The organism is Microbacterium sp. NPDC089320 (assembly GCF_040684875.1).
Classification (GTDB): Bacteria; Actinomycetota; Actinomycetes; order Actinomycetales; family Microbacteriaceae; genus Microbacterium.
Window position 1 is genome coordinate 210,648 of the sequence record NZ_JBFBGY010000003.1, and the last position, 23,787, is coordinate 234,434.

Sequence of the window (23,787 nt, forward strand, 5' to 3'; positions counted from 1 at the left end):
GAGACTGCGTGCATGTTGCTCTCGGAGCTCGTCTCCACCGCCGAAGAGGTCACCGCCACCGCATCGCGTCTCGCGAAGATCGATGCCCTGGCCCGATTGCTCGTGCGTGCAGATCCGGCCGACGTCCCCGCGCTCGTCGGGCTGCTGCTCGCGACGCCACGACAGGGGCGGCTGGGTGTCGGCTGGCGTGGGGTGGCGGCGCTCGATGTGCGGCACGCCGATGAACCCTCCCTGTCGATCGGCGATGTCGATGACGCGTTCGACGAGCTGACGGGCTCGTCCGGGTCGGGTTCGGCCGCGGCGCGTTCCGCGATCCTGTCGACGCTGGCATCACGGGCCACGGCGTCCGAGTGGGACTTCCTGTCGCGCGCGATGCTCGGCGAGCTGCGCACCGGGGCTCTCGGCGGCGTGCTGCTCGACGCCGTCGCTCGCGCCGCCGATCGCCCGGCGGCCTCCGTGCGGCGAGCAGCCATGCTCTCGGGCGACCTGGGCGAGACCGCGGTGCTCGCGCTCACCGGGACGGAAGAGGAGCTCGATGCGGTCGGCCTGGTGGTCGGCCGCCCCGTGCTGCCGATGCTCGCGTCGACCGCGGCCACCCCGTCAGCTGCGCTCGACATCACCGGCACCGCATCGGTCGAGTACAAACTCGACGGCGCGCGCATCCAGGTGCATCGCAGGGGCGACGACGTGAGCGTCTACACCCGCAGCCTCGCCGACATCACCCACCGCGTTCCCGAGCTCGTCGAGATCGTGCGCGCGCTGCCCGCTCACGATCTCATTCTCGACGGCGAGACGCTGTCGCTCGATGAAGACGGCGGCCCCCGGCCGTTCCAGCAGACGATGTCGCGGTTCGGGGCCGACGTCTCGCGCGAGCTGGTGCTGCGCCCCTGGTTCTTCGACATCCTGCACGTCGACGGGCGCGATCTGCTCGACGAACCGCTCTCGACACGTTTGGCCGAGCTCGACAGGGTCGTCGGCGAGTGGCGCATGCCCGGCATCGTCACCGACGACACCGAGGCGGCCGAGCAGCTGTCGCGCGAGGCGCTCGCAGCGGGCCACGAGGGTGTGCTCGTCAAGGGGATCGATGCGCCGTACTCCGCCGGGCGCCGCGGCAAGTCCTGGGTCAAGGTCAAGCCGGTGCTCACCTACGACTTGGTCGTGCTCGCCGCCGAATGGGGCTCGGGCCGACGTCAGGGCCTCCTGTCGAACCTCCATCTCGGCGCGCTCGATCCGAGCGGCGAGTTCGGCGAACCCGGCGGCTTCGTCATGGTCGGCAAGACGTTCAAAGGACTCACCGACGAGCTGCTGCGCTGGCAGACCGAGAACTTCCCGCCGCTCGAGACGAGGCGCACCCAGGGCACGGTGTTCCTGCGCCCCGAATTCGTCGTCGAGATCGCGATCGACGGCGTGCAGCGGTCCCCTCGATACCCCGGCGGCATCGCTCTGAGGTTCGCGAGAGTCAAGGGCTATCGGCCCGACAAGACCCCCGCCGACGCCGACACGATCCAGACTCTGCGAGCGCTGCTGCGGGGCTGACCCTCGTCACGCCGACGGAGCGAGACCGAGGTCCTCTTCGCGCACGGTGCCCTGGAACGACCACGGGAAGTCGATCCACAGGTCGGTGTCCTTCCACGCGTAGTCGGGCTGGATGATCGTCGACGGCTTGGTGTAGATCGTGACGGAGCGCACGTCGGCGCCCTTCTCCTCCAGCAGCTGCACGGCGAGGGCGAGCGTGCGCCCCGAGTCGGCCACATCGTCGACCAGCAGCACGCGCCGACCGTCGAGATACGCCATGTCGAGTTCGGGCGGCAGCACTTCGGGCGCGTCGAGCACCGTGCCGATGCCGGTGTAGAACTCGACGTTGATCGCGCCGCAGTTCTTCGCACCGAGACCGTAGGCGATGGCGCCGGCCGGCAGAAGACCGCCCCGCGCGATGGCCACCACGACCTCGGGCATGAAGCCGCTGTCGAGGATCCTGCGCGCGAGGTCGCGCGTCGCCGATCCGAAGCCGTCCCAGGTGAGCGTCTCGCGCTCGATCGATGCATCCGTCATCGTCTCATTCTCCTGCACTGCAGCCCCTGTCCCTGCCGCTGGGCGTCGCCCCGGCATCTGCGCGATAAGATCGACGCGTCCGGCGCTCTCTGACGCCGGTGCCTGAAAAAGAGGCACGAAGCTCCCCGCGATGACGCGGGGGCGAGACACATACGGAATACGCACGTTCTCCGTCCCTGTCTCGAAAGGCTTTCGCATGCCCTCCGTCTCCGCGCACGTCGCCCTCACCCTCGCCCAGCACATCGACGCCGTCTTCGGCGTGATGGGCAATGGCAACGCCTACTTCCTCGACGCGATCGAGACGCAGACGGATGCCGTCTTCACGGCCGTCCGTCACGAGCAGGGGGCCGTGGTCGCCGCCGATGCGCACTTCCGCGCGTCGGGCAGGATCGCCGCGGGCACCTCGACGTACGGCGCCGGCTTCACGAACACTCTCACGGCTCTCGCCGAGGCCGTGCAGGCGCATGTGCCGCTCGTCCTCGTCGTGGGCGACGAGCCGACGTCCGGCCCGCGCCCGTGGGACGTCGACCAGATCGCCCTCGCCTCCGCCGTCGGGGCCCGCACCTATACGGTCGGGCATGCGGATGCCGCAGCCACCACCGTCATCGCGATCGAGCACGCTCTCACCTACCGCGTGCCGGTCGTGCTGGCCATCCCCTACGACGTCGCCTCGCGCGAGGCGGGTCCCGTGCCCGCGGCGCCGGCGCCCCGCATCCCCGCACCGCTCGCTCCGCGCGGCGAGTTCGCCGAGGGCACTCTCGATGAGATCGCCGAGGCGCTGCGCGAGGCGTCGCGGCCCTTCCTGCTGGCGGGCCGCGGCGCCTGGCTCGCGGGAGCAGGTACGGCGCTGGGCGAGCTCGCGGCGCTGACCGGCGCCCTGACGGCCTCCTCAGCGCTCGGCCGTGGAGTCTTCCCCGAGGCGCAGTTCGACCTGGGCGTCACGGGAGGGTTCGGAGCCGACGGCGCCATGGAGCTCGTGCGCACCGCCGACGTCGCCGTCGTCTTCGGGGCGTCGCTGAACCAGTTCACGATGCGATTCGGCGAGCTCTTCGCACCGGGCACCCGGGTCTTCCAGATCGACATCGCACCGGCGGCCACTCACCCGCATGTCGGCGGCTTCGTCCGTGCGGATGCCCGGGTCGCGGCGGAGGCTCTGGTCGCCCGGATCGGGTCCGCCTCATCGTCGTCGCCGTGGCGAGAGACGGTCGACGTCACCGCCGCCCGCGCCTACGACAAGGGCGACGACCTCACCCCCGATGGACGCCTCGACCCCCGCTCGGCCGCGCGCCGCATCGCCGAGCTGCTGCCGAGCGATCGTGTGGTCGTGTCCGACGGCGGCCACTTCATCGGCTGGGCGAACATGTACTGGCCGGTCGAAGCCCCCGACCGCATGATGATGGTCGGCACCGCCTTCCAATCGATCGGCCAGGGCTGGCCGAGCGTCGTGGGCGCGGCCCTCGCCCGACGCGAGTCGACCGTCGTCCTCACCTCCGGCGACGGCGGCGGGCTGATGGCCATCGCCGACCTCGAGTCGGCCGTGCGCGCGGCAGCGGGTCGTGGTATCGCGGTGATCTGGAACGACGCCGCGTACGGCGCCGAGGTCAACCTCTACGGACTCAAGGGGCTGGCCGAAGGCCCGATGCGCATCCCCGAGGTCGACTTCGCCGCATTCGGTGCCGCGGTGGGGGCGGAAGGCGTCGTGGTGAAGACGCTCGCAGACCTCGATCGCCTGGCCACGTGGACGCAGGAGGATGCCGCCACGCGTCGCTTCCTGCTGCTCGATCTGCGCATCTCGGGTGACGTCATCGCGCCGTACCAGCAGGAGATCATCCGCGTGAACTCCTGATCTCGCGAAGTCGCTAGGCTCCTCGTCATGGCAGGTGAGACCGACGTCCTCAGATACAGCGCATTCGCCGCAACGCCCGAAGGGGGCAATCCCGCCGGAGTCGTGCTCGATGCCCAGGGCCTGAGCGACGAGCAGATGCAGCGGATCGCCGCGGACGTCGGGTTCTCCGAGACCGCGTTCCTCGTCGCGCGCACCGACGACGACGGTGTGCCGCGCTACCGGGCCAGGTACTGGTCGCCGGCCGCGGAGGTGCCGTTCTGCGGACACGCGACCGTCGCGACGGCGGTCGCTCTCGCCGAGCGGGACGGAGCGGGCGATGTCGTGTTCGACACGAACGCGGGTGCCGTGAGACTGCGCTCGACGGTGGACCCGGAGGGCGGGGTGACCGTGTCGTTCACGAGCGTCGAGCCGCGGGTGCGTGAGCTGGATCCCGCGGTGCTCGATCGGCTGCTCGCGCTGCTCGGACTCACGACGGCGGATCTCGACGAGCGCTTCCCCGCCAGGGAGTCGTTCGCCGGCAACTGGCATCCGATCGTGGTCGTTCGCGATCGGGAGCTGTTCGATCAGTTCCGATTCTCCCCTGCCGAGGTCGCGGCGTTGATGCGCGAGCAGGGGTGGTTCGGCACCTCGACCGTGCTCCACATCGCGAGGCCCGCCGACATCGACGCGCGCAATCTCTTCCCCGTGGGGCGCATCACGGAGGACCCCGCCACGGGTTCTGCCGCCGCATCGGTCGGGGCATACCTGCGCGACCTGGGCCACCCGGCGACGACCGTCCGCATCCACCAGGGTGCGCACGTGCGGCGGCCGAGCCTCCTCACCGTCACGATCCCGCCGACCGGCGGCATCGAGGTCTCCGGCGGAGCGTCTCTGTTGACCTGAGCCGGTCGTCACCCTGCTGCGTTAGCCTTCCGACATGCCTGCCATCCGCAACATCGCCGTCGGTCTGCCTGTGAAAGACGGACACCTGCTCGCGCTCGAAGGGCGCGACGACTCTCGTGGACTCGACTTCCTCCGTGCGATCGGCGGCGGCATCGAATTCGGCGAGACGGCGGTGGTGGCGCTCCGACGAGAGTTCATGGAAGAGCTCGGCGTCACGCTCGACGGCGCGGAGCCGCTCGGCGTCTTCGAGAACATCTTCACGTACGAAGGTGAACCCGGGCACGAGATCGCCCATGTCTTCGCGGTCACCTCTGCGGAGCTCGACGCCGTGCCGTTGGACGCCGAGCTCCGGATCCTCGATGAGGGCAGCCCGGTTCGCTGGGTGCCGATCGCCGACATCGCGTCCGGCGCCCGCGTGCTGTTCCCGGAGGGCGCGACGGAGGCTCTGCGCACGATCTCCGCGCGCTGATCCCCTCAGGCTCGCCGACTCAGGCCTGCGCGCTGTAGTCGGGCAGCTCCTGCAGCGTCCAGGTGTTGCCGTCGGGGTCGTCGAACCAGACGAAACGACCCCAGCCCAGCTCCTCGACGCCCTTCGTCGCCACTCCGGCAGCCTCGAGCTGCGCCTTCGCCTCGTCGGCGTTCGGCACCACCACCTGGATGGTCTTCTGCTGCCCCGGCTCGAGCGGGATGTCGAGCCCCGTACCGAAGGCGATCGAGCAGGCCGACCCCGGCGGTGTCATCTGTACGAACCTCAGGCCCTCATACGGCACCTGATCGTGGTCGGGGTTGAATCCGATCTTCGTGTAGAACTCCTTCGCGCGGTCGACGTCGGTCACCGGCATGAAGATGAGCTCGATCTTCCAGGTCATCACGCACTCCTCGTGTGGGCATCGGCGCCCATCGGCCCTCAGAGTACGCGGGGCCTCCGACACCCGCCAGAGCGGTGACGGATACTGGTCCGGTGACGCGACGTCGAGAGAATGGTCGGATGCAGGTGATCATCGAGGCACTCCGCAGACCCCAGCGCGACGTCGCGGTGCAGGATCTGATCGCGGCCTTCGGCAGTGAACCTGCGGAGAACGATGCATACCGGATCGGTGCACCCGCCGTGCTGTCGCGGCACCTGCGGTTCCGCTCCGGTGGTGAGATCGTGCTGCACGACGACGCTGTCACGGCCGTGATCCTGCACCTCACCCCCACACCCTTCGCCCCGCGGGGTCTCGACCTGGCCGAGTGGATTCCCGGAATCGACAACAGCGCCACGTTCTCCGAGTTCACCGCGCTCTTCGATGTCCCGTGGAGGTTCGCAGAGGGCGACCGCTACTTCGTGCTCGATGCGGCGTATCTGCGCCCGGAGTTCGTGAAGCACGGAGGCCGCCGAGCCGGCGATCTGCGGAGGGTGGCCTTCACCGCAGACGACCCGAAGGACACGTGCCGTCCGGCTCACGACGGCTGCCCGACGTGCCTCGAGCTGGTCGCACGCGCCGAGGACGGCTCCTTCGATGTGGACGCCACGGTCCAGCGTCTCACCGACGGACTCGAGGCGGGAGCGCTCACGAGCAGGGACGAACCGGTGCCTCTCGCCGATCTCCGGCTCCTGCATGCCTCCGCACTGATGGAGCGAGTGGAGAGCCAGGTCACGTGCTCCGCATGCGGTCGGGTCGCGTGTCTGACCCTGTATCGCGACTCCTCACCGACATTCGGCCATCACCCTCTGGATGCCGCGATGCGGCGCCCCCACGAAGCGATCCCCCCGGTCGAGGACTGGGGAGACGCCGCTCGCATCGCCGCGGCACGAGGGGCGATGCGCTACCTCGACCATGAGCCCGGCTCGTGGTTCCTGGTCGAACAGCACGGCGAGCTGTACCTCGACGCCCGCTACACGGTCAGCTCGATGATCGACGACTCGTGTCTGATCCGCCTGGACGACGCCGAGCGCCGCCAGTACCGCGAAGTCGGCCGGGACGCTCTCGCCGACCTCGCTCGCCGTATCGACCGCAGCGGCCCCCACCGCGAAGAGTCGCCTTTCCATCTGCGGAACCTCCGCCGGTATCCCGACGATGGAAGGGACTACTCCGCCGAGCTCCGAGCCGCGATCGCCAACCACACATGGCTCGCACGGCAGAAGCAGGCCGCGGCGGCGCGGGCCCGGAACGTCTCCGCTGGCGAGGAATGATCGGAGGAGCAGCTCAGGATGCCGGCAGCAGAGCCCCCGCGAAGAACGACTCCAGCTCGTCCGTCGCGTCGAGCGGCAGGATCGCGGCGACGTACTGATCGGGCCGCACCACGACCACGACACCGTCGCGCGACAGCTCTCGAGCCTCGAAGATGTCGGTCTCTGTCCACTTCGACGGACCCGCCGCATAGACCTTCTCCCAGTCCGTGAGCCCGAGCGGACCGGTCTTCGGCTGGAACAGCGCGGGCGCCGAGGTGACCTCGACGTCTTCATACGGCTGCTGATAGATCGCCTTGACGTCGAAGACGGCATCCTGGTCGGCGTCCGCAGGCGTGAACCGCGCGAAGACCGGACCCGCCGATGCGGCCCACGCGTCGAGCGTCGCCGCATCGCGACCCGCGAACGCGTAGACGCGCCACCGTCCGTCCGCCTTGGCGTGGTGCCCCAGGTGGATCGCGTTGCCGTCGCCGACCCGCACGACCTCGGCCGACTTGAACCTCTTGCCGAGCGGGAACCCGCCCGCGAGCCCCTGGTGCGCGTCCGAGCCCGTGATCATCGACGAGGTGTACTGCGTCATGAACCCCGAAGGGAACTCCGCTGTCGCGAGGTAGTACGTCGCGAGGTCGGACGGGTCGGTGATCTCGGAGGGCTTGCGGGCCATCAGGGTCGACCACTCCCGGTCGAAGTCGATGAGCTGCTGCGCGACCGGTCGGCGCTCGGCGCCATAGGTGGCGAGCAGCGCTTCGGGTGCCCGACCGGTGAGCACCGATCCGAGCTTCCACCCGAGGTTGAATCCGTCCTGCATCGAGACGTTCATGCCCTGGCCCGCCTTCGCACTGTGCGTGTGGCAGGCATCTCCCGTGAGGAACACATGCGGCGTGCGACCCGAGCCGTCGATCACGTCGTCGAATCCGTCCGTGACCCTGTGCCCGACCTCGTAGACGCTGTGCCACGCGACCTGCTTCACGTCGAGCGTGTAGGGGCTGAGGATCGCGTTCGCCTTGGCGATGATGTCCTCGATGGGCGTCTGGCGCACGCGATGGTCGTCGTCTTCGGCGACCTCGCCGAGGTCGATGTACATCCGGCTGAGATAGCCGCCCTCCCGCGGGATGTGCAGGATGTTGCCCGCTTCCGAGTTGATCGCGCACTTGGTGCGCCAGTCGGGGAAGTCCGTGTTGACGAGAACGTCCATGACACCCCAGGCATGCGCCGCGCTGCCGCCGACGTGCGTGCGCCCGATCGCCTGACGCACACCGCTGCGCGCGCCGTCGCAGCCGACGACGTACTTGGCGCGGATGGTGCGCTCCTCGCCCGCCCGCTCCCCCGCGAGATGGCGCACCACGACTTCGACCGGGTACTCGCCCTCGTCATGCACGGTGAGTCCGACGAAGTCGATTCCGTAGTCGGGGGTGATGCGGCCCGGGCCGTCGGCCGCCGCCTCGGCGAAGTAGTCGAGCACGCGGGCCTGGTTGACGATCAGGTGCGGGAACTCGCAGATGTCGTAGGCGTAGTCCGCGGTCCTCGAGGTGCGGATGATCTCGTCGGGCTTCTCGGGGTTCGGGCCCCAGAAGTTCATCCAGCCGATGTTGTACGCCTCGGCGATGATGCGCTCGGCGAATCCGAAGGCCTGGAACGTCTCGACGCTGCGCGGCTGGATGCCGTCGGCCTGGCCGAGCACCAGACGCCCTTCGCGCTTCTCGATGATGCGCGTGGAGACATCGGGATACTGCGACATCTGCGCGGCGAGCAGCATGCCGGCAGGGCCCGAGCCGACGATCAGCACGTCGATCTCGTCGGGAAGGTCTGCGGGCCGGTCGGCGCCGATCCCCGCGGCGTCCTTCACGCGGGGGTCTCCGGAGACATAGCCGTGGTGGTGGAACTGCATCGTCGTCGATTCCTTCCGGACTTCTCTGTCAGGTGTTGCCTTCGAACCGCGCGTGTTCTATATTCGAACACACCGTTCTACTATTGAACACAGCTTAGGGACGCCTGTCTCGAAACGCAAGGGAGCGCACGCATGCCCGAAGGCACTCCGGCCTCGCAGACCCTGAGCCGCGGCATCCGGATCCTGGAGGTCCTCGCGGACGCGCGGACACCCCTCACGATCGACGAGATCGCCGGGAGACTCGACGTGCATCGCTCCGTCGCGTACCGCCTGCTGCGCACGCTGGAAGACCATCGACTCGTCGGACGCGACGCCTCCGGCGCCGTGACCCTGGGCCCCCGCATGGCGGCGCTGGCCGCTGGGGTGGCTCATGACCTGCAGGCCGAGGCGATCCCCGAGCTGACGGCGATCGCCAACGAGCTCGGCATGACATGCTTCCTCGGCGTGCTCGACGGAGACGACTGCATCACGCTCGCGAGCATCGAGCCACGCCACGCGATCGCCAGCGTCGCCCAGCGACCCGGCGCCAGGCACTCCGTCACCGTCGGAGCACCGGGCAAGGCGATCCTCACACAGCTCCCCGCGTCGCAGTGGCCCGGAGAGCCTGCAGCCGCCCTGCGCGCTGAGGTCGACCAGGCGCGCATCCGCGGATATGCGACGAGCCACGATGAGGTCATCCCCACCGTGCAGTCGGTCGCCGTGCCCCTCGTGCTGCGCGGCCAGCGCCCCGCGGCGATCGCGGTCGTGCACGTCGCGACCGCCCTCGACGACGTCGAGATCGCCGACCGCCTGCAGCGTTCGGCATCCGCGATCCGGGACGCGCTCGACGGCTGAGAGCATTCGGCAGTCGAGAGCCGGGCAGCCCGTTCCGCGCATACGCCGAACGCACGCCCGCGAGGCGGACGTGCGTTCTGCGTATGGATGCGGGTCAGGCCCTGGCGAGACCGCGGATCGGGCTCACAGCCTGCTCGTCCTCATGGTCCGGCCCCAGCGGGATGCCGGAGCGGTCGCGCAGCAGCAGCGTCGCCACCAGACCGAGCAGCGTCATGCCGGCGAGGTACCACGTGACGGCCTGCGTCGAGCCGGTGGCCTGCACGATGGCGGTCGCGATGGTCGGGGCGAAGGCGCCACCGGCGATCGCACCGATCGCATACGAGATCGAGACCCCCGAGAAGCGGATGCTGGCGGGGAAGAGCTCTGCGTAGAGCGCCGCCTGAGGCCCGTACGTGAAGCCCAGACCGATCGTGAGGATCGCGAGGCCCGAGAACAGCAGACCGACCTGGCCGGTGTTCACGAGCGGGAACAGCGTGAACACGCCGACGAGCTGCAGCACCCAGCCGATGATGTAGGTGGTGCGCCGACCGATGCGGTCAGACAGCCACCCGGCGATGAGCGTCGTGATCAGCCAGGTGACGGCGGATCCCGTGACGGCCCACAGCACGGGTCCGCGCTCGAGTCCGATCGGGCCGTCGGGGTTGGTGGCGTAGCCCTGGATGTATCCGCCGGTCGTCATGTATCCGACCGCATTGTTGCCCGCGAAGACGAGCGCGGCGACGATGACGAGCAGGAGGTGCTTGCGGAACAGCTGCACGATCGGCATGCTCGCCTTCTCCTTGCGCTCGGCGAGCTCGACGAAGACCGGGCTCTCCTCGACCTTGCGGCGCACGTAGTAGCCGACCAGGATCAGGACGACGCTGAGCAGGAACGGGATGCGCCAGCCCCACTGGACGAACTGGTCTCCGGGGGCGATCGCCGTCATCAGCGCCATCACTCCCGACGCGAGCAGCAGACCGAGCGGCACACCGATCTGCGGCGAGGCGCCGAAGATCCCGCGCTTCTTCTTCGGGGCGTGCTCGACGGCCATCAGGACCGCACCGCCCCACTCGCCTCCGGCCGAGATGCCCTGCAGGATGCGCAGCAGCACCAGCAGGATCGGCGCCGCGATGCCGATCGCGTCATAGGTCGGCAGCACACCGATGAGCGCGGTGGCCGCACCCATCAGGATCAGCGTCCACATCAGCACGGTCTTGCGGCCGAGCTTGTCGCCGAAGTGGCCGGCGAGGAAGGCTCCGAGCGGACGGAAGAGGAAGCTGACGCCGACGGTGGCGAAGGCGATCAGCGCGCTGTTCGCCCCGAGCGGCTCGAAGAAGAGCTGCCCGAAGACCAGCCCGACTGCCGTGGCGTAGATGAAGAAGTCGTACCACTCGACCGTGGTTCCGACGACGGTGGCGAACACGACCCGGCGCCGATCGGCCGGTGTCGCGATGGTTCCGGTGGGCGTGAACCCAGCCTGTGACTGCCCGCTCATTGGGGTGTCTCCTTTGATTGTGACCGCATTGTCACGGCTCGCACACGAGGGGTGTCGAGGTGCTTGCCGAGGGGTGACACGATGATATATGATTTCGAATACGACGCACAAGGCGTCGACGAGAAGCGCGAGGAGGCGCCCCGTGACGGCATCCATGACCCGCCCCGGCAAGATCATCGCGATCCATCTGAGCTACACCTCTCGCGCCGACCAGCGCGGCCGGCGCCCCGCAGCCCCCTCCTATTTCTTCAAGCCGACGAGCTCCGTCGGTATCACCGGCGGCACGGTCGAACGCCCGGCCGGCACCGAGCTGCTCGCCTTCGAGGGAGAGATCGCCCTCGTCATCGGCACCGCGGCGCGCCACGTCTCACTCGAGGACGCCTGGAGCCACGTCGGCTGGGTCACGGCATCGAACGATCTTGGCCTCTACGATCTGCGCGCCAACGACAAGGGCTCCAACGTCCGTTCCAAGGGCGGCGACGGCTACACCCCGCTCGGCCCCGAGCTGATCGACGCCCGCGCCGTCGACCCCGCGGCCCTGCGGGTGCGGGCCTGGGTCAACGGCGAGCTGCGCCAGGACGACACCACGGCGGGTCTGATCTTCCCCCTCGCGCAGCTGGTCGCCGATCTGTCGCAGCACTTCACCCTCGAGCCCGGCGACGTCATCCTCACCGGCACCCCGGCCGGATCCTCGGTCATCGTGCCGGGCGACGTGGTCGAGATCGAGGTCGACGCTCCGGATGCCGAGGGCTCCCCCTCGTCGGGCCGCCTCATCACCACCGTCACTCAGGGCGATGTCCCCTTCGACGAGACGATCGGCTCCCTTCCCGCCGTCGACGACCTGCAGCGCACGGAGGCCTGGGGTTCCCGCGAGGAGGCCGGTCTTCCCGCCGAGACGAGCACCTCCGGGCTCTCCCCCGAGCTCCGCGCCAAGCTGATGGAGGCTCCGTCCGCGGGCCTCTCCTCGCAGCTGCGCAAGCGCGGACACCACTCGTGCTTCGTCGACGGCGTCTCGGCGAACATCCCGGGCAGCAAGATCGTCGGCACCGCCAAGACACTGCGCTTCGTGCCCTTCCGAGAAGATCTCTTCGCGAGCCACGGAGGCGGCTACAACGCCCAGAAGCGCGCCTTCGACGCCGTCGATGAGGGCGAGGTCATCGTGATCGAGGCGCGCGGCGACGCGACCACCGGCACGCTCGGCGACATCCTGGCGCTCCGCGCCCGCGCCCGAGGCGCCGCCGCCGTCGTGACCGACGGCGGCGTGCGCGACTTCGACGCCGTCGCCGAGATCGGCCTTCCGGTCTTCTCGCAGGGCCCGCATCCCTCGGTGCTCGGACGCAAGCACGTGCCGTGGGACGTCGATGTCACCATCTCGTGCGGCGGTGCGACTGTGCAGCCGGGCGACATCATCGTGGGCGATGGCGACGGCGTCATCGTGATCCCTCCCTCTCTCGCCGAGCAGATCGCCGACGACGCGCTCGCGCAGGAGGTCGAAGACGCCTGGATCGCCGAACAGGTCGCCGCCGGCCACCCGGTCGACGGGCTCTTCCCGCTCAACGCCGCGTGGCGTGAGAAGTACGAGGCCGCCACCGGCGCCGGTGCAGGCTCATGACGACGGTGACGAACTCCAGCAAGTCCGAGCAGGCCTACGCCTGGATCCGCTCGCGCATCTCGGCTCACACCTTCGGCCCCGGCTACCGCCTGGTCCTCGGCTCGCTCGCGGAGGAGCTCGGGATGAGCGTCGTGCCCGTGCGCGAAGCGATCCGCCGGCTCGAGGCCGAGGGTCTCGTGACGTTCGAGCGCAATGTCGGGGCCCGCGTCACTCTCGTCGACGAGAGCGAGTACGCGCACACCATGGAGACGCTCGGGCTGGTCGAGGGCGCGGCCACAGCCCTCTCCGCACCGCTTCTCGGCGCCGAGGCGCTCGACGCCGCCGAGGCCGTCAACGAGCGGATGATCCAGATGCTCGATCATCTCGACGCCCACGCGTTCACGGAGCTCAATCGGCAGTTCCACTCCCTGCTGTTCGAGCCCTGCCCGAACCCGCACCTGCTCGACCTCGTGCACCGCGGCTGGGCGCGTCTCTCCGGCATCCGCGATTCCACCTTCGCCTACGTGCCCGGCCGGGCCCAGCACTCGGTCGAGGAGCACACGCAGATCCTCGACCTCATCCGCGCGGGCGCCGACCCGCTCGAGATAGAGCTCGCCGCCCGCAACCACCGCCTGCGCACGAGGGACGCCTTCCTCGACGCGCTGCACACCCGTTCTCACCACAACTCAGGAGACGAGTCATGACCGATTCCCGCATCCCCGCCGATCTGCCCGACCACATCCAGCACTACATCGACGGTGCGTTCGTCGACTCCGTCGACGGCGACACGTTCGACGTCCTCGACCCGGTGACGAACAAGACCTACACGACCGCAGCCGCCGGCAAGAAGGCCGACATCGAGCTCGCCGTCGCCGCGGCGAAGCGCGCCTTCGACGCAGGCCCGTGGCCGCGCATGCTCCCCCGCGAGCGCTCGCGGGTGCTGCACCGGATCGCCGACATCGTGGAATCGCGCGACGCCCGCCTCGCCGAGCTCGAGTCGTACGACTCGGGGCTGCCGATCACCCAGGCGCTGGGCCAGGCCCGTCGTGCGGCCGAGAACTTCCGCTTCTTCGCCGACCTGATCGTCGCCCAGTCCGACGACGCCTTCAAGGTCCCCGGCAAGCAGATGAACTACGTCAACCGCAAGCCGATCGGCGTCGCGGGCCTCATCACACCGTGGAACACGCCGTTCATGCTCGAGTCGTGGAAGCTCGGCCCCGCGCTCGCGACCGGCAACACCGTCGTGCTCAAGCCCGCCGAGTTCACGCCCCTCTCCGCGTCTCTCTGGGCGGGCATCTTCGAGGAGGCCGGACTGCCGAAGGGCGTCTTCAACCTCGTGAACGGCCTGGGCGAAGACGCCGGAGACGCCCTCGTGAAGCACCCCGACGTGCCGCTCATCTCGTTCACCGGCGAGAGCTCCACCGGACAGCTGATCTTCGGCAACGCGGCACCGTTCCTCAAGGGGCTCTCGATGGAGCTCGGCGGCAAGTCCCCCGCCGTCGTGTTCGCCGACGCCGACCTCGAGGCTGCGGTCGACGCGACGATCTTCGGGGTCTTTTCCCTCAACGGCGAGCGCTGCACCGCGGGATCGCGCATCCTCGTCGAGCGCTCCATCTACAAGGAGTTCGTCGAGCGCTACGCCGCCCAGGCGAAGCGCGTGAAGGTCGGCTACCCGCACGACCCCGCGACCGAGGTGGGCGCCCTGGTGCACCCCGAGCACTACGACAAGGTGATGAGCTACGTCGAGATCGGCAAGACCGAGGGCCGTCTGGTCGCCGGCGGCGGCCGCCCCGAGGGCTTCGACGAGGGCAACTTCGTCGCGCCCACGGTGTTCGCCGACGTCTCCCCGGATGCCCGGATCTTCCAAGAGGAGATCTTCGGACCGGTCGTCGCGATCACCCCGTTCGACTCCGACGACGAGGCGCTCTCGCTCGCGAACAACACGAAGTACGGCCTCGCCGCCTACATCTGGACGAACGATCTGAAGCGCGCCCACAACTTCGCGCAGTCCGTCGAGGCGGGCATGGTGTGGCTCAACAGCAACAATGTGCGCGACCTCCGCACCCCGTTCGGCGGCGTCAAGGCCTCTGGTCTCGGCCACGAGGGCGGCTACCGCTCGATCGACTTCTACACCGACCAGCAGAGCGTGCACATCACGCTCGGCGGCGCGCACAACCCGACCTTCGGCAAGAACTGAGCAAGGACCCGACATGACCGACAAGACTGCGAAGACGCTGACCTCCTCGGGCTACTACGTGAGCCAGGAGGCTCCGATCCAGACCGACAACCCCATCGCGACGCCCGAGAGCACGCCGCCCGACGTGCTGCGCTGCGCCTATATGGAGCTCGTCGTCACCGACCTCGCCGCCTCGCGGGTGTTCTACGTCGACGTCCTGGGGCTGTACGTCACGGAAGAGGACGACGAGGCGATCTACCTCCGCTCGACCGAGGAGTTCATCCACCACAACCTCGTGCTGCGCAAGGGACCGGTCGCCGCGGTGGCCGCGTTCTCCTACCGAGTGCGCACCCCGGAAGACCTCGACCTCGCCGAGGCGTTCTACTCCGAGCTGGGCTGCGACGTGCGGCGCAATCCCGAGGGCTTCGTGAAGGGCGTGGGCGACTCGGTGCGGGTCGTCGATCCGCTGGGCTTCCCGATCGAGTTCTTCCACCAGTCCGACCACGTCGAGCGCATGTCGTGGCGCTACGACCTGCACATCCCGGGCGAGCTCGTGCGTCTGGATCACTTCAACCAGGTCACCCCCGACGTGCCCCGTGCGGTGAAGTTCATGCAGGATCTGGGTTTCCGCGTCACGGAGGACATCCAGGACGACGAGGGCACGGTGTACGCCGCCTGGATGCGCCGCAAGCCCACCGTGCACGACACCGCCATGACCGGCGGCGACGGACCGCGCATGCACCACGTCTGCTTCGCGACGCACGAGAAGCACAACATCCTCGCGATCTGCGACAAGCTCGGCGCTCTCCGTCGCTCCGATGCGATCGAGCGCGGTCCCGGCCGCCACGGCGTCTCGAACGCGTTCTACCTCTACCTCCGCGACCCCGACGGACACCGCGTCGAGGTGTACACGCAGGACTACTACACGGGCGACCCCGACAACCCGGTGATCACCTGGGACGTGCACGACAACCAGCGCCGCGACTGGTGGGGCAACCCGGTCGTCCCCTCCTGGTACACCGAGGCATCGCTCGTGCTCGACCTCGACGGCAACCCGCAGCCCGTCGTGGCGCGCACCGACGACTCCGAGATGGCCGTCACGATCGGCGCCGACGGCTTCTCGTACACGCGACCGGGCGATGACGAGGCCATGCCGGAGTACAAGCAGGGCGAGTACAAGCTCGGCCACCAGCTCTGATCGATTCGTCGAGAGAGGAGACACGGATGCTGTCCGCAGACACCATCGAGAGCATCGCCGCGGAACTCGCCGAGGCCGACCGGACCCACTCGGTGATCCCCCGGATCACCGCCCGCCACCCGGAGGCCACGGTCGAGGACTCGTACGCGATCCAGGGCGTGTGGCGCGACTCGCAGGTCGCCGCGGGGCGCCGGCTCGTCGGCCGCAAGATCGGGTTGACGTCGAAGGCGATGCAGCAGGCCACCGGCATCACCGAGCCCGACTACGGCGTCATGTTCGACGACACGGTCTACGAGTCGGGCGCCGACATCCCGGTCGACCACTTCTCGAACGTGCGCATCGAGGTCGAGCTGGCGTTCGTGCTCAAGCATCCGCTCGAGGGGCCGGACTGCACGCTCGACGACGCTCTCGCGGCGATCGACTACGCCGTGCCCGCTCTCGAGGTGCTGAACTCGCACATCGAGCTCGAGGGTCGGACGATCGTCGACACGATCAGCGACAACGCCGCCTACGGGGCGATGGTGGTGGGAGACGTGCACAAGCGTCCCGACGAGATCGACCTGCGGTGGGTGCCGGGCGTGCTCTCGCGCAACGGCGAGATCGAGGAGACCGGTGTCGCCGCCGGTGTGCTGGGCCACCCCGCCACCGGGGTCGCGTGGCTGGCGAACAAGTTCCATCAGCACGGCGCGCGTCTCGAGGCCGGCGAGATCATCCTGGCAGGATCATTCACACGCCCGATGTGGGTGTCGCGCGGCGATCAGGTGCTGTGCGACTACGGACCGATGGGAACGATCGAATGCCGCTTCATCTGAGCCCCTCCTTCCGCGAGCAGCTCGCGGCGTACGACCGCGCCGTCATCGGGATGTGGGCGTGTTCCGGCAGCCCGCTCGTGACGGAGGTCGCCGCGGGATCCGGTCTCGACTGGCTGCTGATCGACATGGAGCACTCGGCCAACACGCTCGAGTCCACGCTGCTGCAGCTGCAGGTCGTCGCCGCCTATCCGATCACCCCGGTCGTTCGCGTGCCCGTCAACGACGTCGTGGCGATCAAGCAGGTCCTCGACCTCGGCGCTCAGAACCTCATCGTCCCGATGGTCTCGTCGGCCGATGAGGCACGTGCGGCCGTCGCGGCGACCCGCTACCCGCCCGAGGGAGTGCGCGGTGTCGGCAGCGCGCTCGCCCGCAGCGCCCGCTGGAACCGGGTCGACGGCTATCTGCACGACTCGGCGCACCACACCTCGCTCACGGTGCAGATCGAGACGGCCGCCGGGGTGGAGGCCGCCGCGGAGATCGCGGCGGTCGACGGCGTGGATGCCGTGTTCGTGGGACCCTCCGATCTCTCCGCGTCGATGGGACTGCTCGGCCAGCAGACGCATCCGGACGTCGTCGCCGCCGTCGAACGGGTCTTCGCCGCGGTGAGAGCCGCAGGCACACCAGTCGGCGTGAACGCGTTCGATCCGTCCGCCGCCGATGCGTACATCGCCGCCGGCGCGGACTTCGTGGCCGTCGGCGCCGACGTGGCGATGCTCGCGCGCGCATCCGAGGCACTGGCCGCCCGCTTCATCCCGGCATCCGACGACACGACCCGCGCCAGCTACTGACGCCTGCCGATCCTCTCGGGGTGGCAGGATTGACGGATGCAGAGCAGCGACGAGCCGTCATGATCCGCGCGCTCGCAGCGATGCAGGACCGAGGGTTCCGCTGGTTCTTCCTCGCGCGTGCGATCACACTGATCGCCGGGTCGATGTCGTCGATCGCGCTCGCCTTCGCGGTGCTCGAGATCGACAATGACGCGCGGTCGCTCTCTCTCGTGCTCGCCGCATTCACCGTGAGCAACATCGTCTTCCTGCTCTTCGGCGGTGTGATCGCCGATCGACTTCCCCGCGCGCTCATCATCCAGTCCTGCTACGTCGTCGACATCCTCACGGTCGGAGCGATGGCGGCGCTGCTGTTCAGCGGCACCGCGACGGTTCCGCTGCTGGCACTGCTGTCGGTCGTGAACGGCGCCTCCACCGCCTTCGTCCTGCCCGCCATGCAGGGGATCATCCCGCAGCTGACCTCCCCCGAGCACCTGCAGCAGGCCAATGCGATGCTGTCGTTCGTGCGCTCGGCGACCACGATCGGCGGCCCGATCATCGCGGGCATCGTCGTCGCCGCGGCCGGCCCCGCGTGGGCCATGGTCGTGCAGGCGATCGGGTGGGTCATCGCGATCCCCGTGCTCGCGATGGTCAAGCTCCCTCCGCCGGATCACGCGGGCGGAACCACCCTGTTCCACGATCTCCGCATCGGCTGGCAGGAGTTCTGGAGCCGCACCTGGCTGTGGGTCATCGTGCTCGCCTTCATGGTGATGAATGCCATCCACATCGGCGCGTGGGGCGTCGTCGGACCGTACATCGCGAAGAACGACGAACGGCTCGGCATCGCGGGCTGGGGATGGGTCGTCAGCGCCGAAGGCGTCGGCATCCTGCTCATGACCCTCGTGCTGATGTGGTTCCCGCTGAAGCGCCCGCTGCGGTACGGGATGATCGGCATGGCCGCCTTCGCGATCCCGCTGACCGTGCTGGGCGTGCATCCCGCGGTCATCCTGCTGGCCATCGCGGCGTTCCTCGCCGGCGCCGGCGCCGAGGTCTTCAGCACCGGGTGGAATCTCGCGATGATGGAGAACGTCCCCGGTGACAAGCTCTCCCGGGTCTCGAGCTACGACATGCTCGGCAGTTACGTCGTGATGCCGATCGGCACCCTCGTCTACGGCTGGCTGATCACCCACAGCGATGTCGAGACGGTGCTCGTCACCTCGGGGATCCTCTATGCCGTGCTCGCCGCCGTGACCCTGTTCGTGCCGAGCGTCTGGCGGATGGGTCGTCCGAACGGCGCACTGTCCCCGCGAGCGGAGTTGGCGGATTCATAGCAATCCGGGCGAGACTGTGGGCATGACCTTCGCCGCGCTCCAGCCGCTCGCAGACCGTGCCGCACTGTTCTCCGCTCTCCGTCAGGATTCCCTGTCGACCGCCCTCGAGGACCTCGGCGACAACCGCTGGGATGCCGACATGGCGGCCGGCACTCTCACCTTCACGTCCAACGCCGATGCGACGCGCCGGCTCGTGACCCGCGCCCACCTCGTCGCGACGATCGCTCCGGGACCCCGCTCGCTGCTCTGGGCATGGGCTCACCCGCAGGGCGACCCTGCGGGTGTCGCCGCCCAGCTGCGCGACTACGGCAGGGAGCACGGCGTGGCGGAGCTGAGCGAGCAGGAGCTGCCGTTCCCCGACGACGCGGCCGGCGACGCCGACTGGATCACGGGCGCCGCCCACACCGTCGGCGCCGTCGCGGTGGAGCTCACCGGGCGCGCACCGTACTACCTCGCACCGGTCGGCGGCGGCACATATGCCGTGTTCCTGCTCGACGCCCCGCTTCCCCCGCTGACCGTCGCGGCGGCCGCGATCGCTCTTCCGCGCATCCTGTCGGGCCTGGCCCTCCCCGATGCACGGACAGCGGTCTGGGACGCCGCACGCCTCGCCGGGTGGAACCTCACCTGGACGGACGAGTCGTTCTCGGGCGCCACGGTCGCCGACGGCACGGGCACGGCGACCTTCCGGTTCGACGAGCAGGCGCGCATCACGAACATCGAGAGCAGCCTGCACCCCCAGAGCTGAGCCCTGGCGACGCCAGCTGCCGGCGCGTCAGCGGCCCATCCGCTGGCGCGCCGTCTTCATCCCCGGCCCGACCGGGACGTGTGAGGTGGCCGCCGCCAGTCCGAACGCCGGCATGTCGACGTAGACGGCCTCCATGTCCGCCGTCGGCACCTGGTATGTCTCGTGCCACACGCCGACGCTCCCCGTTCCCTGCAGTGTGCGCATGAAGTCGCGCCACGGCTGCAGATGCGGCGCATCGCGATCGGCGGCGAAGCGCTGCAGATGCTCCGGACTCTCCCAGTACGTCAGAAGGATCGTCGTCCGCCCGAACCAGCTGTGCACCCCGAGCATCCCCGCCTCGGGGTGAGCGCCGAGGTGCATCAGCATCGGAGGCATCTTGCTGGCCGTCCACCACACCTTCCCGAGCTGCCACCAGCGGTTGGCCCGCATCCCGATCAGGAAGACCGTGACATCCGGTCGGTCGGGAGCCGCGGTGAACCTGCCGGGAAACACGTGCTGAACCATGCGGATCTCCCTACAACGTTGTTATGTAACTGCGTTATGCAACAACGTTACGATACGATCGATCCCATGGCAAGACCTCCTCTGTACGACGATGCCCTGCGCGACCGCCTGCTCGATGCGACTGCGGAGATGGTCGACGACAAGGGTCCCGAGAAGGTGAGCCTGCGCGACATCGCGCAGAACGCCGGCACATCGACGTCGGCGGTCTACGCGCTCTTCGGCGGGAAGACCGAACTGCTCGTCGCGGTCATCGAGCACGGATTCGCGTCATTCGGCGAGGCGCAGGCCGCCGCCGAACCCGAGGGACTTCGCGCTCTCGGCATCGCGTACCGGGCCTGGGCGATGGGGAATCCCGCGCTCTACCGCCTCATGTTCGGCGGCGGGGTGGCCACCGAGGACTGCCGCCCCGACGACGCGACCATGAGCACGGCGATGGCACCGCTCGTCAGGTCGCTCGCCGCTCGCGTCGAGGAGCCCGAGGTGATGGCCGCCGCTCTCACCGTCTGGGCGCAGGTGCACGGTGCCGTGAGCCTCGAACTCGCCGGGGTCACTCCCCCGCTCGTGCCCTGGGACTCCGTCTACGACACCGTGGTCGACGCGGTCGAGCGCGCCTTCCCCGCACGCTGATCCGGCCGGAGGAGTCGCGGGGCGACCCAGCGGCATGCGGGAGTGTGGAATTCTGGACGGATGAAGAACGGAATCGTCCGGTTCGCGGCGCTCTACGTGTTCAACGTCGTCGTGCTGCTGCTCATCGGCCTGCTGTCGACGGGCGTCTCCGTCGGGTTCACCGCGTTCTGGGCGGCGGTCATCCTGACGCTCGCGGCGCTGTTCGTGAAGCCGCTGCTCACCGCGGCCTTCCGAAAGGCGGCCGCGAAGTCCGCCGCCGATCGCACGAGAACCGGCGAGAAGGTCGTCCAGTATGTCCTCGTCTACCTCGTCGAGCTGCTGATCTGGGTGGGTGTCGTGTGGCTGAGCGGCGTCCGCGCCTCGGGCTTCTGGAGCTACGCGCTCCCGCCGCTCTTCCTGCTGTTCGGCTGGATGATCTACGACCAGGTCGACGACAAGCTGCGGGCCAAGGCCGGCGAGCTCTACGACGCCGTGCAGGGCAGGGTGTCACGACGGAAGACGACGGCCGCCTCCTCGGCATCCACCGCCCCCGCATCCGCCGCAGAGGCGTCCGCCACCGCCGAGGCTCGGGAAGAGCTCCACGACGGGCTCACTCCCGAGCAGCGGCGGATGTTCGACGAACTGGGCTGAGCCGCACCACGTCGCGGATATGCGGAGATGTCTCTGCGTATCTGCGACAGTGCGCTGGGCGCCGGCGCCGGCGCCGGCGCCGAGAATCAGACCAGGCGTTCCGCCGCCTCGACGACGTTCGTCATGAGCAGAGCGACCGTCATCGGACCGACGCCGCCGGGATTCGGCGAGACCCAGCCCGCGACCTCGGCGACATCCGGATGCACGTCTCCGAAGACGAGGTTCTTGCCCGTCTCGGGGTCGGCCTCGCGCGTCACGCCCACGTCGAGCACGGCGGCACCCGGCTTGACGTCCTCGGCGCGGATGAGGTGCTTGACCCCCGCGGCCGCCACGATCACGTCGGCCTCCCGCAGGTAGCGCGGCATGTCGACCGTGCCGGTGTGCGTGAGCGTGACCGTCGCGTTCAGGTCACGGCGCGTCAGCAGCAGGCCGATCGAGCGTCCGATCGTCACCCCTCGCCCGACGACGACCACGTGCTTGCCCGCGAAGTCGTAGCCGTTGCGCAGCAGCAGCTCGATCACTCCGCGCGGCGTGCACGGCAGCGGGGTGTGGATCGGGCTGTTGACGTTGAGCACGAGCCGGCCCAGGTTGGTCGGGTGCAGGCCGTCGGCATCCTTCGCCGGGTCGATCCGCTCGAGGATCGCATCCGTGTCGAGGTGCTTCGGCAGCGGGAGCTGCACGATGTAGCCGTGGCACTCCGGGTCGGCGTTGAGCTCGTCGATCAGCGCCTCGACGTCAGCCTGCGTGGCATCAGCCGGCAGTTCGCGCTGGATCGAGTTCATCCCGATCGCCTCGGACTGACGGTGCTTCATGCCGACGTAGAGCTGCGAGGCCGGGTCGGCGCCGACGAGCACGGTCGCGATTCCGGGGACGATGCCCTTCGCCTTCAGCGCGGCCACCCGCTCGGTCAGTTCGGCCTTGATCGCTGCCGACGCCGCCTTGCCGTCGAGGATCTTCGCGGTCACTGCTGCAGGTCCGGGTAGAGCGGGAAGCCGGCGGCGAGCGCGTCGACCCGCGCACGGAGCGCCTCGACGTCGGCACCGGGGAGCAGCGCGAGCGCGATCACGTCGGCGACCTCGGTGAACTCGGCGTCGCCGAAGCCGCGGGTCGCGAGTGCGGGGGTTCCGATGCGCAGGCCCGAGGTGACCATCGGCGGACGCGGGTCGTTCGGCACGGCGTTGCGGTTGACGGTGATGTGGATGTCGTGCAGCAGGTCTTCGGCCTGCTTGCCGTCGATCGCGGCGTCGCGCAGGTCGACGAGCACCAGGTGCACATCGGTGCCGCCGGAGCGCACCCCGATGCCGGCATCCTTCACGTCCTGCTGCGAGAGGCGCTCGGCGAGGATCGATGCTCCACGCACCGTGCGCTCCTGGCGCTCCTTGAACTCGGGGGTGCCGGCCAGCTTGAACGCGGTCGCCTTGGCGGCGATCACGTGCATGAGAGGTCCGCCCTGCTGTCCCGGGAACACGGCCGTGTTGATCTTCTTGGCGATGTCGGCGTCGTTCGTGAGGATGAAGCCCGAACGCGGTCCGCCGATCGTCTTGTGCACGGTCGACGAGACGACGTGCGCGTGCGGCACGGGGTTCGGGTGCAGGCCTGCGGCGACGAGACCGGCGAAGTGCGCCATGTCGACCCAGAGGAGCGCTCCGACCTCGTCGGCGATGGCGCGGAAGGCGGCGAAATCGAGCGTGCGGGGGTAGGCGGACCAGCCGGCGATGATGACCTTCGGCTTGTGCTCGACGGCGAGACGACGCACCTCGTCCATGTCGATGGTCGAGGTCTCGGGGTCCACGCCGTACGCGACGATGTCGTACAGGCGGCCGGAGAAGTTGATCTTCATGCCATGAGTGAGGTGGCCGCCCTGGTCGAGGGCGAGGCCGAGCAGCGTGTCGCCGGGGCGCGCGATCGCGTGCAGCACGGCGGCGTTCGCGGATGCACCCGAGTGCGGCTGGACGTTGGCGAACTCCGCGCCGAAGAGGTCCTTCGCACGCTGGATCGCGAGCTCCTCGGCGACGTCGACCTCTTCGCAGCCGCCGTAGTAGCGACGGCCGGGGTAGCCCTCGGCGTACTTGTTGGTGAGCACCGAACCCTGCGACTGCAGTACCGAGACAGGCACGAAGTTCTCGGATGCGATCATCTCGAGGAACGTCTGCTGGCGCGCGAGCTCACGATCGAGGACCTGAGCGATCTCGGGGTCCACCTCGGAGAGGGGGGCGTTGAAGTAACGGTCGGTCATGACATGCTCCTCTGACAACGGATT

At 69.1% G+C, this 23,787-nt stretch carries 23 protein-coding genes; 16 read left to right on the top strand and 7 right to left on the bottom strand.

The window, feature by feature from the left end; genetic code table 11:
- The first annotated feature begins 12 nt into the window (after positions 1 to 12).
- Positions 13 to 1,536, top strand: a complete 1,524-nt coding sequence (locus AB0N61_RS09580; protein WP_363363489.1) for an ATP-dependent DNA ligase — start codon at positions 13 to 15, stop codon at positions 1,534 to 1,536.
- A 6-nt stretch (positions 1,537 to 1,542) separates the two neighbouring features.
- Here the strand turns inward: AB0N61_RS09580 and AB0N61_RS09585 are convergent, their stop codons facing one another.
- On the bottom strand, positions 1,543 to 2,052 hold the full coding sequence (locus AB0N61_RS09585) for a phosphoribosyltransferase (RefSeq protein WP_363363490.1): 510 nt from the start codon (positions 2,050 to 2,052) through the stop codon (positions 1,543 to 1,545).
- Between the two features lie 196 nt (positions 2,053 to 2,248).
- On the opposite strand from AB0N61_RS09585, the gene AB0N61_RS09590 reads away from it, so the two are divergent.
- From AB0N61_RS09590 to AB0N61_RS09600, 3 genes are read left to right on the top strand one after another with little or no spacing between them, the layout of a single operon-like run.
- Complete coding sequence (locus tag AB0N61_RS09590) at positions 2,249 to 3,898, top strand: thiamine pyrophosphate-binding protein (protein WP_363363491.1); 1,650 nt, start codon at positions 2,249 to 2,251, stop codon at positions 3,896 to 3,898.
- Positions 3,899 to 3,925: 27 nt separating this feature from the next.
- Positions 3,926 to 4,780, top strand: a complete 855-nt coding sequence (locus AB0N61_RS09595) for a PhzF family phenazine biosynthesis protein (RefSeq protein ID WP_363363493.1) — start codon at positions 3,926 to 3,928, stop codon at positions 4,778 to 4,780.
- 34 nt (positions 4,781 to 4,814) lie between these two features.
- Positions 4,815 to 5,249, top strand: a complete 435-nt coding sequence (locus tag AB0N61_RS09600) for an NUDIX domain-containing protein (protein WP_363363494.1) — start codon at positions 4,815 to 4,817, stop codon at positions 5,247 to 5,249.
- A gap of 19 nt (positions 5,250 to 5,268) precedes the next feature.
- Here the strand turns inward: AB0N61_RS09600 and AB0N61_RS09605 are convergent, their stop codons facing one another.
- Positions 5,269 to 5,649 (bottom strand): VOC family protein, encoded by a 381-nt coding sequence (locus AB0N61_RS09605; protein WP_363363496.1) that lies wholly within the window; start codon positions 5,647 to 5,649, stop codon positions 5,269 to 5,271.
- 119 nt (positions 5,650 to 5,768) lie between these two features.
- Between AB0N61_RS09605 and AB0N61_RS09610 the strand changes: the two genes are divergently transcribed.
- Positions 5,769 to 6,956, top strand: a complete 1,188-nt coding sequence (locus AB0N61_RS09610; protein WP_363363498.1) for a hypothetical protein — start codon at positions 5,769 to 5,771, stop codon at positions 6,954 to 6,956.
- Positions 6,957 to 6,969: 13 nt separating this feature from the next.
- On the opposite strand, the gene AB0N61_RS09615 is transcribed toward AB0N61_RS09610, so the two are convergent.
- Positions 6,970 to 8,841, bottom strand: coding sequence for an FAD-dependent monooxygenase (locus AB0N61_RS09615; protein ID WP_363363499.1), 1,872 nt, complete (start codon positions 8,839 to 8,841; stop codon positions 6,970 to 6,972).
- Between the two features lie 132 nt (positions 8,842 to 8,973).
- Here AB0N61_RS09615 and AB0N61_RS09620 point away from each other — a divergent pair, with 132 nt between their 5' ends.
- On the top strand, positions 8,974 to 9,675 hold the full coding sequence (locus AB0N61_RS09620) for a helix-turn-helix domain-containing protein (RefSeq protein ID WP_167946297.1): 702 nt from the start codon (positions 8,974 to 8,976) through the stop codon (positions 9,673 to 9,675).
- 94 nt (positions 9,676 to 9,769) lie between these two features.
- Here AB0N61_RS09620 and AB0N61_RS09625 read toward each other — a convergent pair whose 3' ends face one another.
- Positions 9,770 to 11,149 carry an MFS transporter gene (locus AB0N61_RS09625; RefSeq protein WP_167946295.1) on the bottom strand — a complete coding sequence of 460 codons (1,380 nt, stop codon included), beginning with the start codon at positions 11,147 to 11,149 and terminating at the stop codon, positions 9,770 to 9,772.
- 88 nt (positions 11,150 to 11,237) lie between these two features.
- Here AB0N61_RS09625 and AB0N61_RS09630 point away from each other — a divergent pair, with 88 nt between their 5' ends.
- From AB0N61_RS09630 to AB0N61_RS09665, 8 genes are read left to right on the top strand one after another with little or no spacing between them, the layout of a single operon-like run.
- Positions 11,238 to 12,761, top strand: coding sequence for a fumarylacetoacetate hydrolase family protein (locus tag AB0N61_RS09630; protein WP_363363502.1), 1,524 nt, complete (start codon positions 11,238 to 11,240; stop codon positions 12,759 to 12,761).
- Positions 12,758 to 13,444, top strand: a complete 687-nt coding sequence (locus AB0N61_RS09635; protein ID WP_167946293.1) for a GntR family transcriptional regulator — start codon at positions 12,758 to 12,760, stop codon at positions 13,442 to 13,444. The genes AB0N61_RS09630 and AB0N61_RS09635 overlap by 4 nt, the downstream gene beginning before the upstream one ends.
- Complete coding sequence (gene hpaE, locus AB0N61_RS09640) at positions 13,441 to 14,937, top strand: 5-carboxymethyl-2-hydroxymuconate semialdehyde dehydrogenase (protein WP_363363504.1); 1,497 nt, start codon at positions 13,441 to 13,443, stop codon at positions 14,935 to 14,937. Before AB0N61_RS09635 ends, hpaE begins: the two co-directional genes overlap by 4 nt.
- A 13-nt stretch (positions 14,938 to 14,950) precedes the next feature.
- Positions 14,951 to 16,114, top strand: coding sequence for a 3,4-dihydroxyphenylacetate 2,3-dioxygenase (gene hpaD / locus AB0N61_RS09645; protein ID WP_167946289.1), 1,164 nt, complete (start codon positions 14,951 to 14,953; stop codon positions 16,112 to 16,114).
- A 26-nt stretch (positions 16,115 to 16,140) separates the two neighbouring features.
- The gene (locus tag AB0N61_RS09650; RefSeq protein ID WP_363363507.1) at positions 16,141 to 16,926 is read left to right on the top strand and encodes a fumarylacetoacetate hydrolase family protein; all 786 of its coding nucleotides are present in this window, start codon (positions 16,141 to 16,143) and stop codon (positions 16,924 to 16,926) included.
- Positions 16,911 to 17,714 (top strand): aldolase/citrate lyase family protein, encoded by an 804-nt coding sequence (locus AB0N61_RS09655; protein ID WP_363363509.1) that lies wholly within the window; start codon positions 16,911 to 16,913, stop codon positions 17,712 to 17,714. Before AB0N61_RS09650 ends, AB0N61_RS09655 begins: the two co-directional genes overlap by 16 nt.
- Positions 17,715 to 17,773: 59 nt before the next feature.
- Positions 17,774 to 19,021 (top strand): MFS transporter, encoded by a 1,248-nt coding sequence (locus tag AB0N61_RS09660; protein ID WP_363363511.1) that lies wholly within the window; start codon positions 17,774 to 17,776, stop codon positions 19,019 to 19,021.
- A gap of 22 nt (positions 19,022 to 19,043) precedes the next feature.
- Positions 19,044 to 19,766: a DUF6882 domain-containing protein gene (locus AB0N61_RS09665; protein WP_363363513.1), complete on the top strand. Its 723-nt coding sequence runs from the start codon at positions 19,044 to 19,046 to the stop codon at positions 19,764 to 19,766.
- Between the two features lie 27 nt (positions 19,767 to 19,793).
- Here AB0N61_RS09665 and AB0N61_RS09670 read toward each other — a convergent pair whose 3' ends face one another.
- Positions 19,794 to 20,270: a DUF4188 domain-containing protein gene (locus AB0N61_RS09670; protein ID WP_363363515.1), complete on the bottom strand. Its 477-nt coding sequence runs from the start codon at positions 20,268 to 20,270 to the stop codon at positions 19,794 to 19,796.
- A gap of 66 nt (positions 20,271 to 20,336) precedes the next feature.
- Between AB0N61_RS09670 and AB0N61_RS09675 the strand changes: the two genes are divergently transcribed.
- Both AB0N61_RS09675 and AB0N61_RS09680 read left to right on the top strand, forming a co-directional pair.
- Entirely contained in the window at positions 20,337 to 20,897 is a 561-nt protein-coding gene (locus tag AB0N61_RS09675) for a TetR/AcrR family transcriptional regulator (RefSeq protein ID WP_363363519.1), read from the top strand.
- A gap of 60 nt (positions 20,898 to 20,957) precedes the next feature.
- Positions 20,958 to 21,527 (top strand): hypothetical protein, encoded by a 570-nt coding sequence (locus AB0N61_RS09680; RefSeq protein ID WP_363363521.1) that lies wholly within the window; start codon positions 20,958 to 20,960, stop codon positions 21,525 to 21,527.
- Between the two features lie 86 nt (positions 21,528 to 21,613).
- On the opposite strand, the gene AB0N61_RS09685 is transcribed toward AB0N61_RS09680, so the two are convergent.
- The gene (locus AB0N61_RS09685) at positions 21,614 to 22,492 is read right to left on the bottom strand and encodes a bifunctional methylenetetrahydrofolate dehydrogenase/methenyltetrahydrofolate cyclohydrolase (RefSeq protein WP_363363523.1); all 879 of its coding nucleotides are present in this window, start codon (positions 22,490 to 22,492) and stop codon (positions 21,614 to 21,616) included.
- A complete protein-coding gene (gene glyA / locus AB0N61_RS09690; protein WP_363363525.1) occupies positions 22,489 to 23,763 on the bottom strand; it encodes a serine hydroxymethyltransferase in 1,275 nt (424 codons plus the stop codon). Before glyA ends, AB0N61_RS09685 begins: the two co-directional genes overlap by 4 nt.
- Positions 23,764 to 23,787: the final 24 nt, after the last annotated feature.

Bases quoted from the DNA above. Each gene is read 5' to 3' on its own strand.
- AB0N61_RS09580 (WP_363363489.1), top strand. From the start codon at position 13: ATGTTGCTCTCGGAGCTCGTCTCCACCGCCGAAGAGGTCACCGCCACC.
- AB0N61_RS09585 (WP_363363490.1), bottom strand. From the start codon at position 2,052: ATGACGGATGCATCGATCGAGCGCGAGACGCTCACCTGGGACGGCTTC.
- AB0N61_RS09590 (WP_363363491.1), top strand. From the start codon at position 2,249: ATGCCCTCCGTCTCCGCGCACGTCGCCCTCACCCTCGCCCAGCACATC.
- AB0N61_RS09595 (WP_363363493.1), top strand. From the start codon at position 3,926: ATGGCAGGTGAGACCGACGTCCTCAGATACAGCGCATTCGCCGCAACG.
- AB0N61_RS09600 (WP_363363494.1), top strand. From the start codon at position 4,815: ATGCCTGCCATCCGCAACATCGCCGTCGGTCTGCCTGTGAAAGACGGA.
- AB0N61_RS09605 (WP_363363496.1), bottom strand. From the start codon at position 5,649: ATGACCTGGAAGATCGAGCTCATCTTCATGCCGGTGACCGACGTCGAC.
- AB0N61_RS09610 (WP_363363498.1), top strand. From the start codon at position 5,769: ATGCAGGTGATCATCGAGGCACTCCGCAGACCCCAGCGCGACGTCGCG.
- AB0N61_RS09615 (WP_363363499.1), bottom strand. From the start codon at position 8,841: ATGCAGTTCCACCACCACGGCTATGTCTCCGGAGACCCCCGCGTGAAG.
- AB0N61_RS09620 (WP_167946297.1), top strand. From the start codon at position 8,974: ATGCCCGAAGGCACTCCGGCCTCGCAGACCCTGAGCCGCGGCATCCGG.
- AB0N61_RS09625 (WP_167946295.1), bottom strand. From the start codon at position 11,149: ATGAGCGGGCAGTCACAGGCTGGGTTCACGCCCACCGGAACCATCGCG.
- AB0N61_RS09630 (WP_363363502.1), top strand. From the start codon at position 11,238: ATGATTTCGAATACGACGCACAAGGCGTCGACGAGAAGCGCGAGGAGG.
- AB0N61_RS09635 (WP_167946293.1), top strand. From the start codon at position 12,758: ATGACGACGGTGACGAACTCCAGCAAGTCCGAGCAGGCCTACGCCTGG.
- hpaE (WP_363363504.1), top strand. From the start codon at position 13,441: ATGACCGATTCCCGCATCCCCGCCGATCTGCCCGACCACATCCAGCAC.
- hpaD (WP_167946289.1), top strand. From the start codon at position 14,951: ATGACCGACAAGACTGCGAAGACGCTGACCTCCTCGGGCTACTACGTG.
- AB0N61_RS09650 (WP_363363507.1), top strand. From the start codon at position 16,141: ATGCTGTCCGCAGACACCATCGAGAGCATCGCCGCGGAACTCGCCGAG.
- AB0N61_RS09655 (WP_363363509.1), top strand. From the start codon at position 16,911: ATGCCGCTTCATCTGAGCCCCTCCTTCCGCGAGCAGCTCGCGGCGTAC.
- AB0N61_RS09660 (WP_363363511.1), top strand. From the start codon at position 17,774: ATGATCCGCGCGCTCGCAGCGATGCAGGACCGAGGGTTCCGCTGGTTC.
- AB0N61_RS09665 (WP_363363513.1), top strand. From the start codon at position 19,044: ATGACCTTCGCCGCGCTCCAGCCGCTCGCAGACCGTGCCGCACTGTTC.
- AB0N61_RS09670 (WP_363363515.1), bottom strand. From the start codon at position 20,270: ATGGTTCAGCACGTGTTTCCCGGCAGGTTCACCGCGGCTCCCGACCGA.
- AB0N61_RS09675 (WP_363363519.1), top strand. From the start codon at position 20,337: ATGGCAAGACCTCCTCTGTACGACGATGCCCTGCGCGACCGCCTGCTC.
- AB0N61_RS09680 (WP_363363521.1), top strand. From the start codon at position 20,958: ATGAAGAACGGAATCGTCCGGTTCGCGGCGCTCTACGTGTTCAACGTC.
- glyA (WP_363363525.1), bottom strand. From the start codon at position 23,763: ATGACCGACCGTTACTTCAACGCCCCCCTCTCCGAGGTGGACCCCGAG.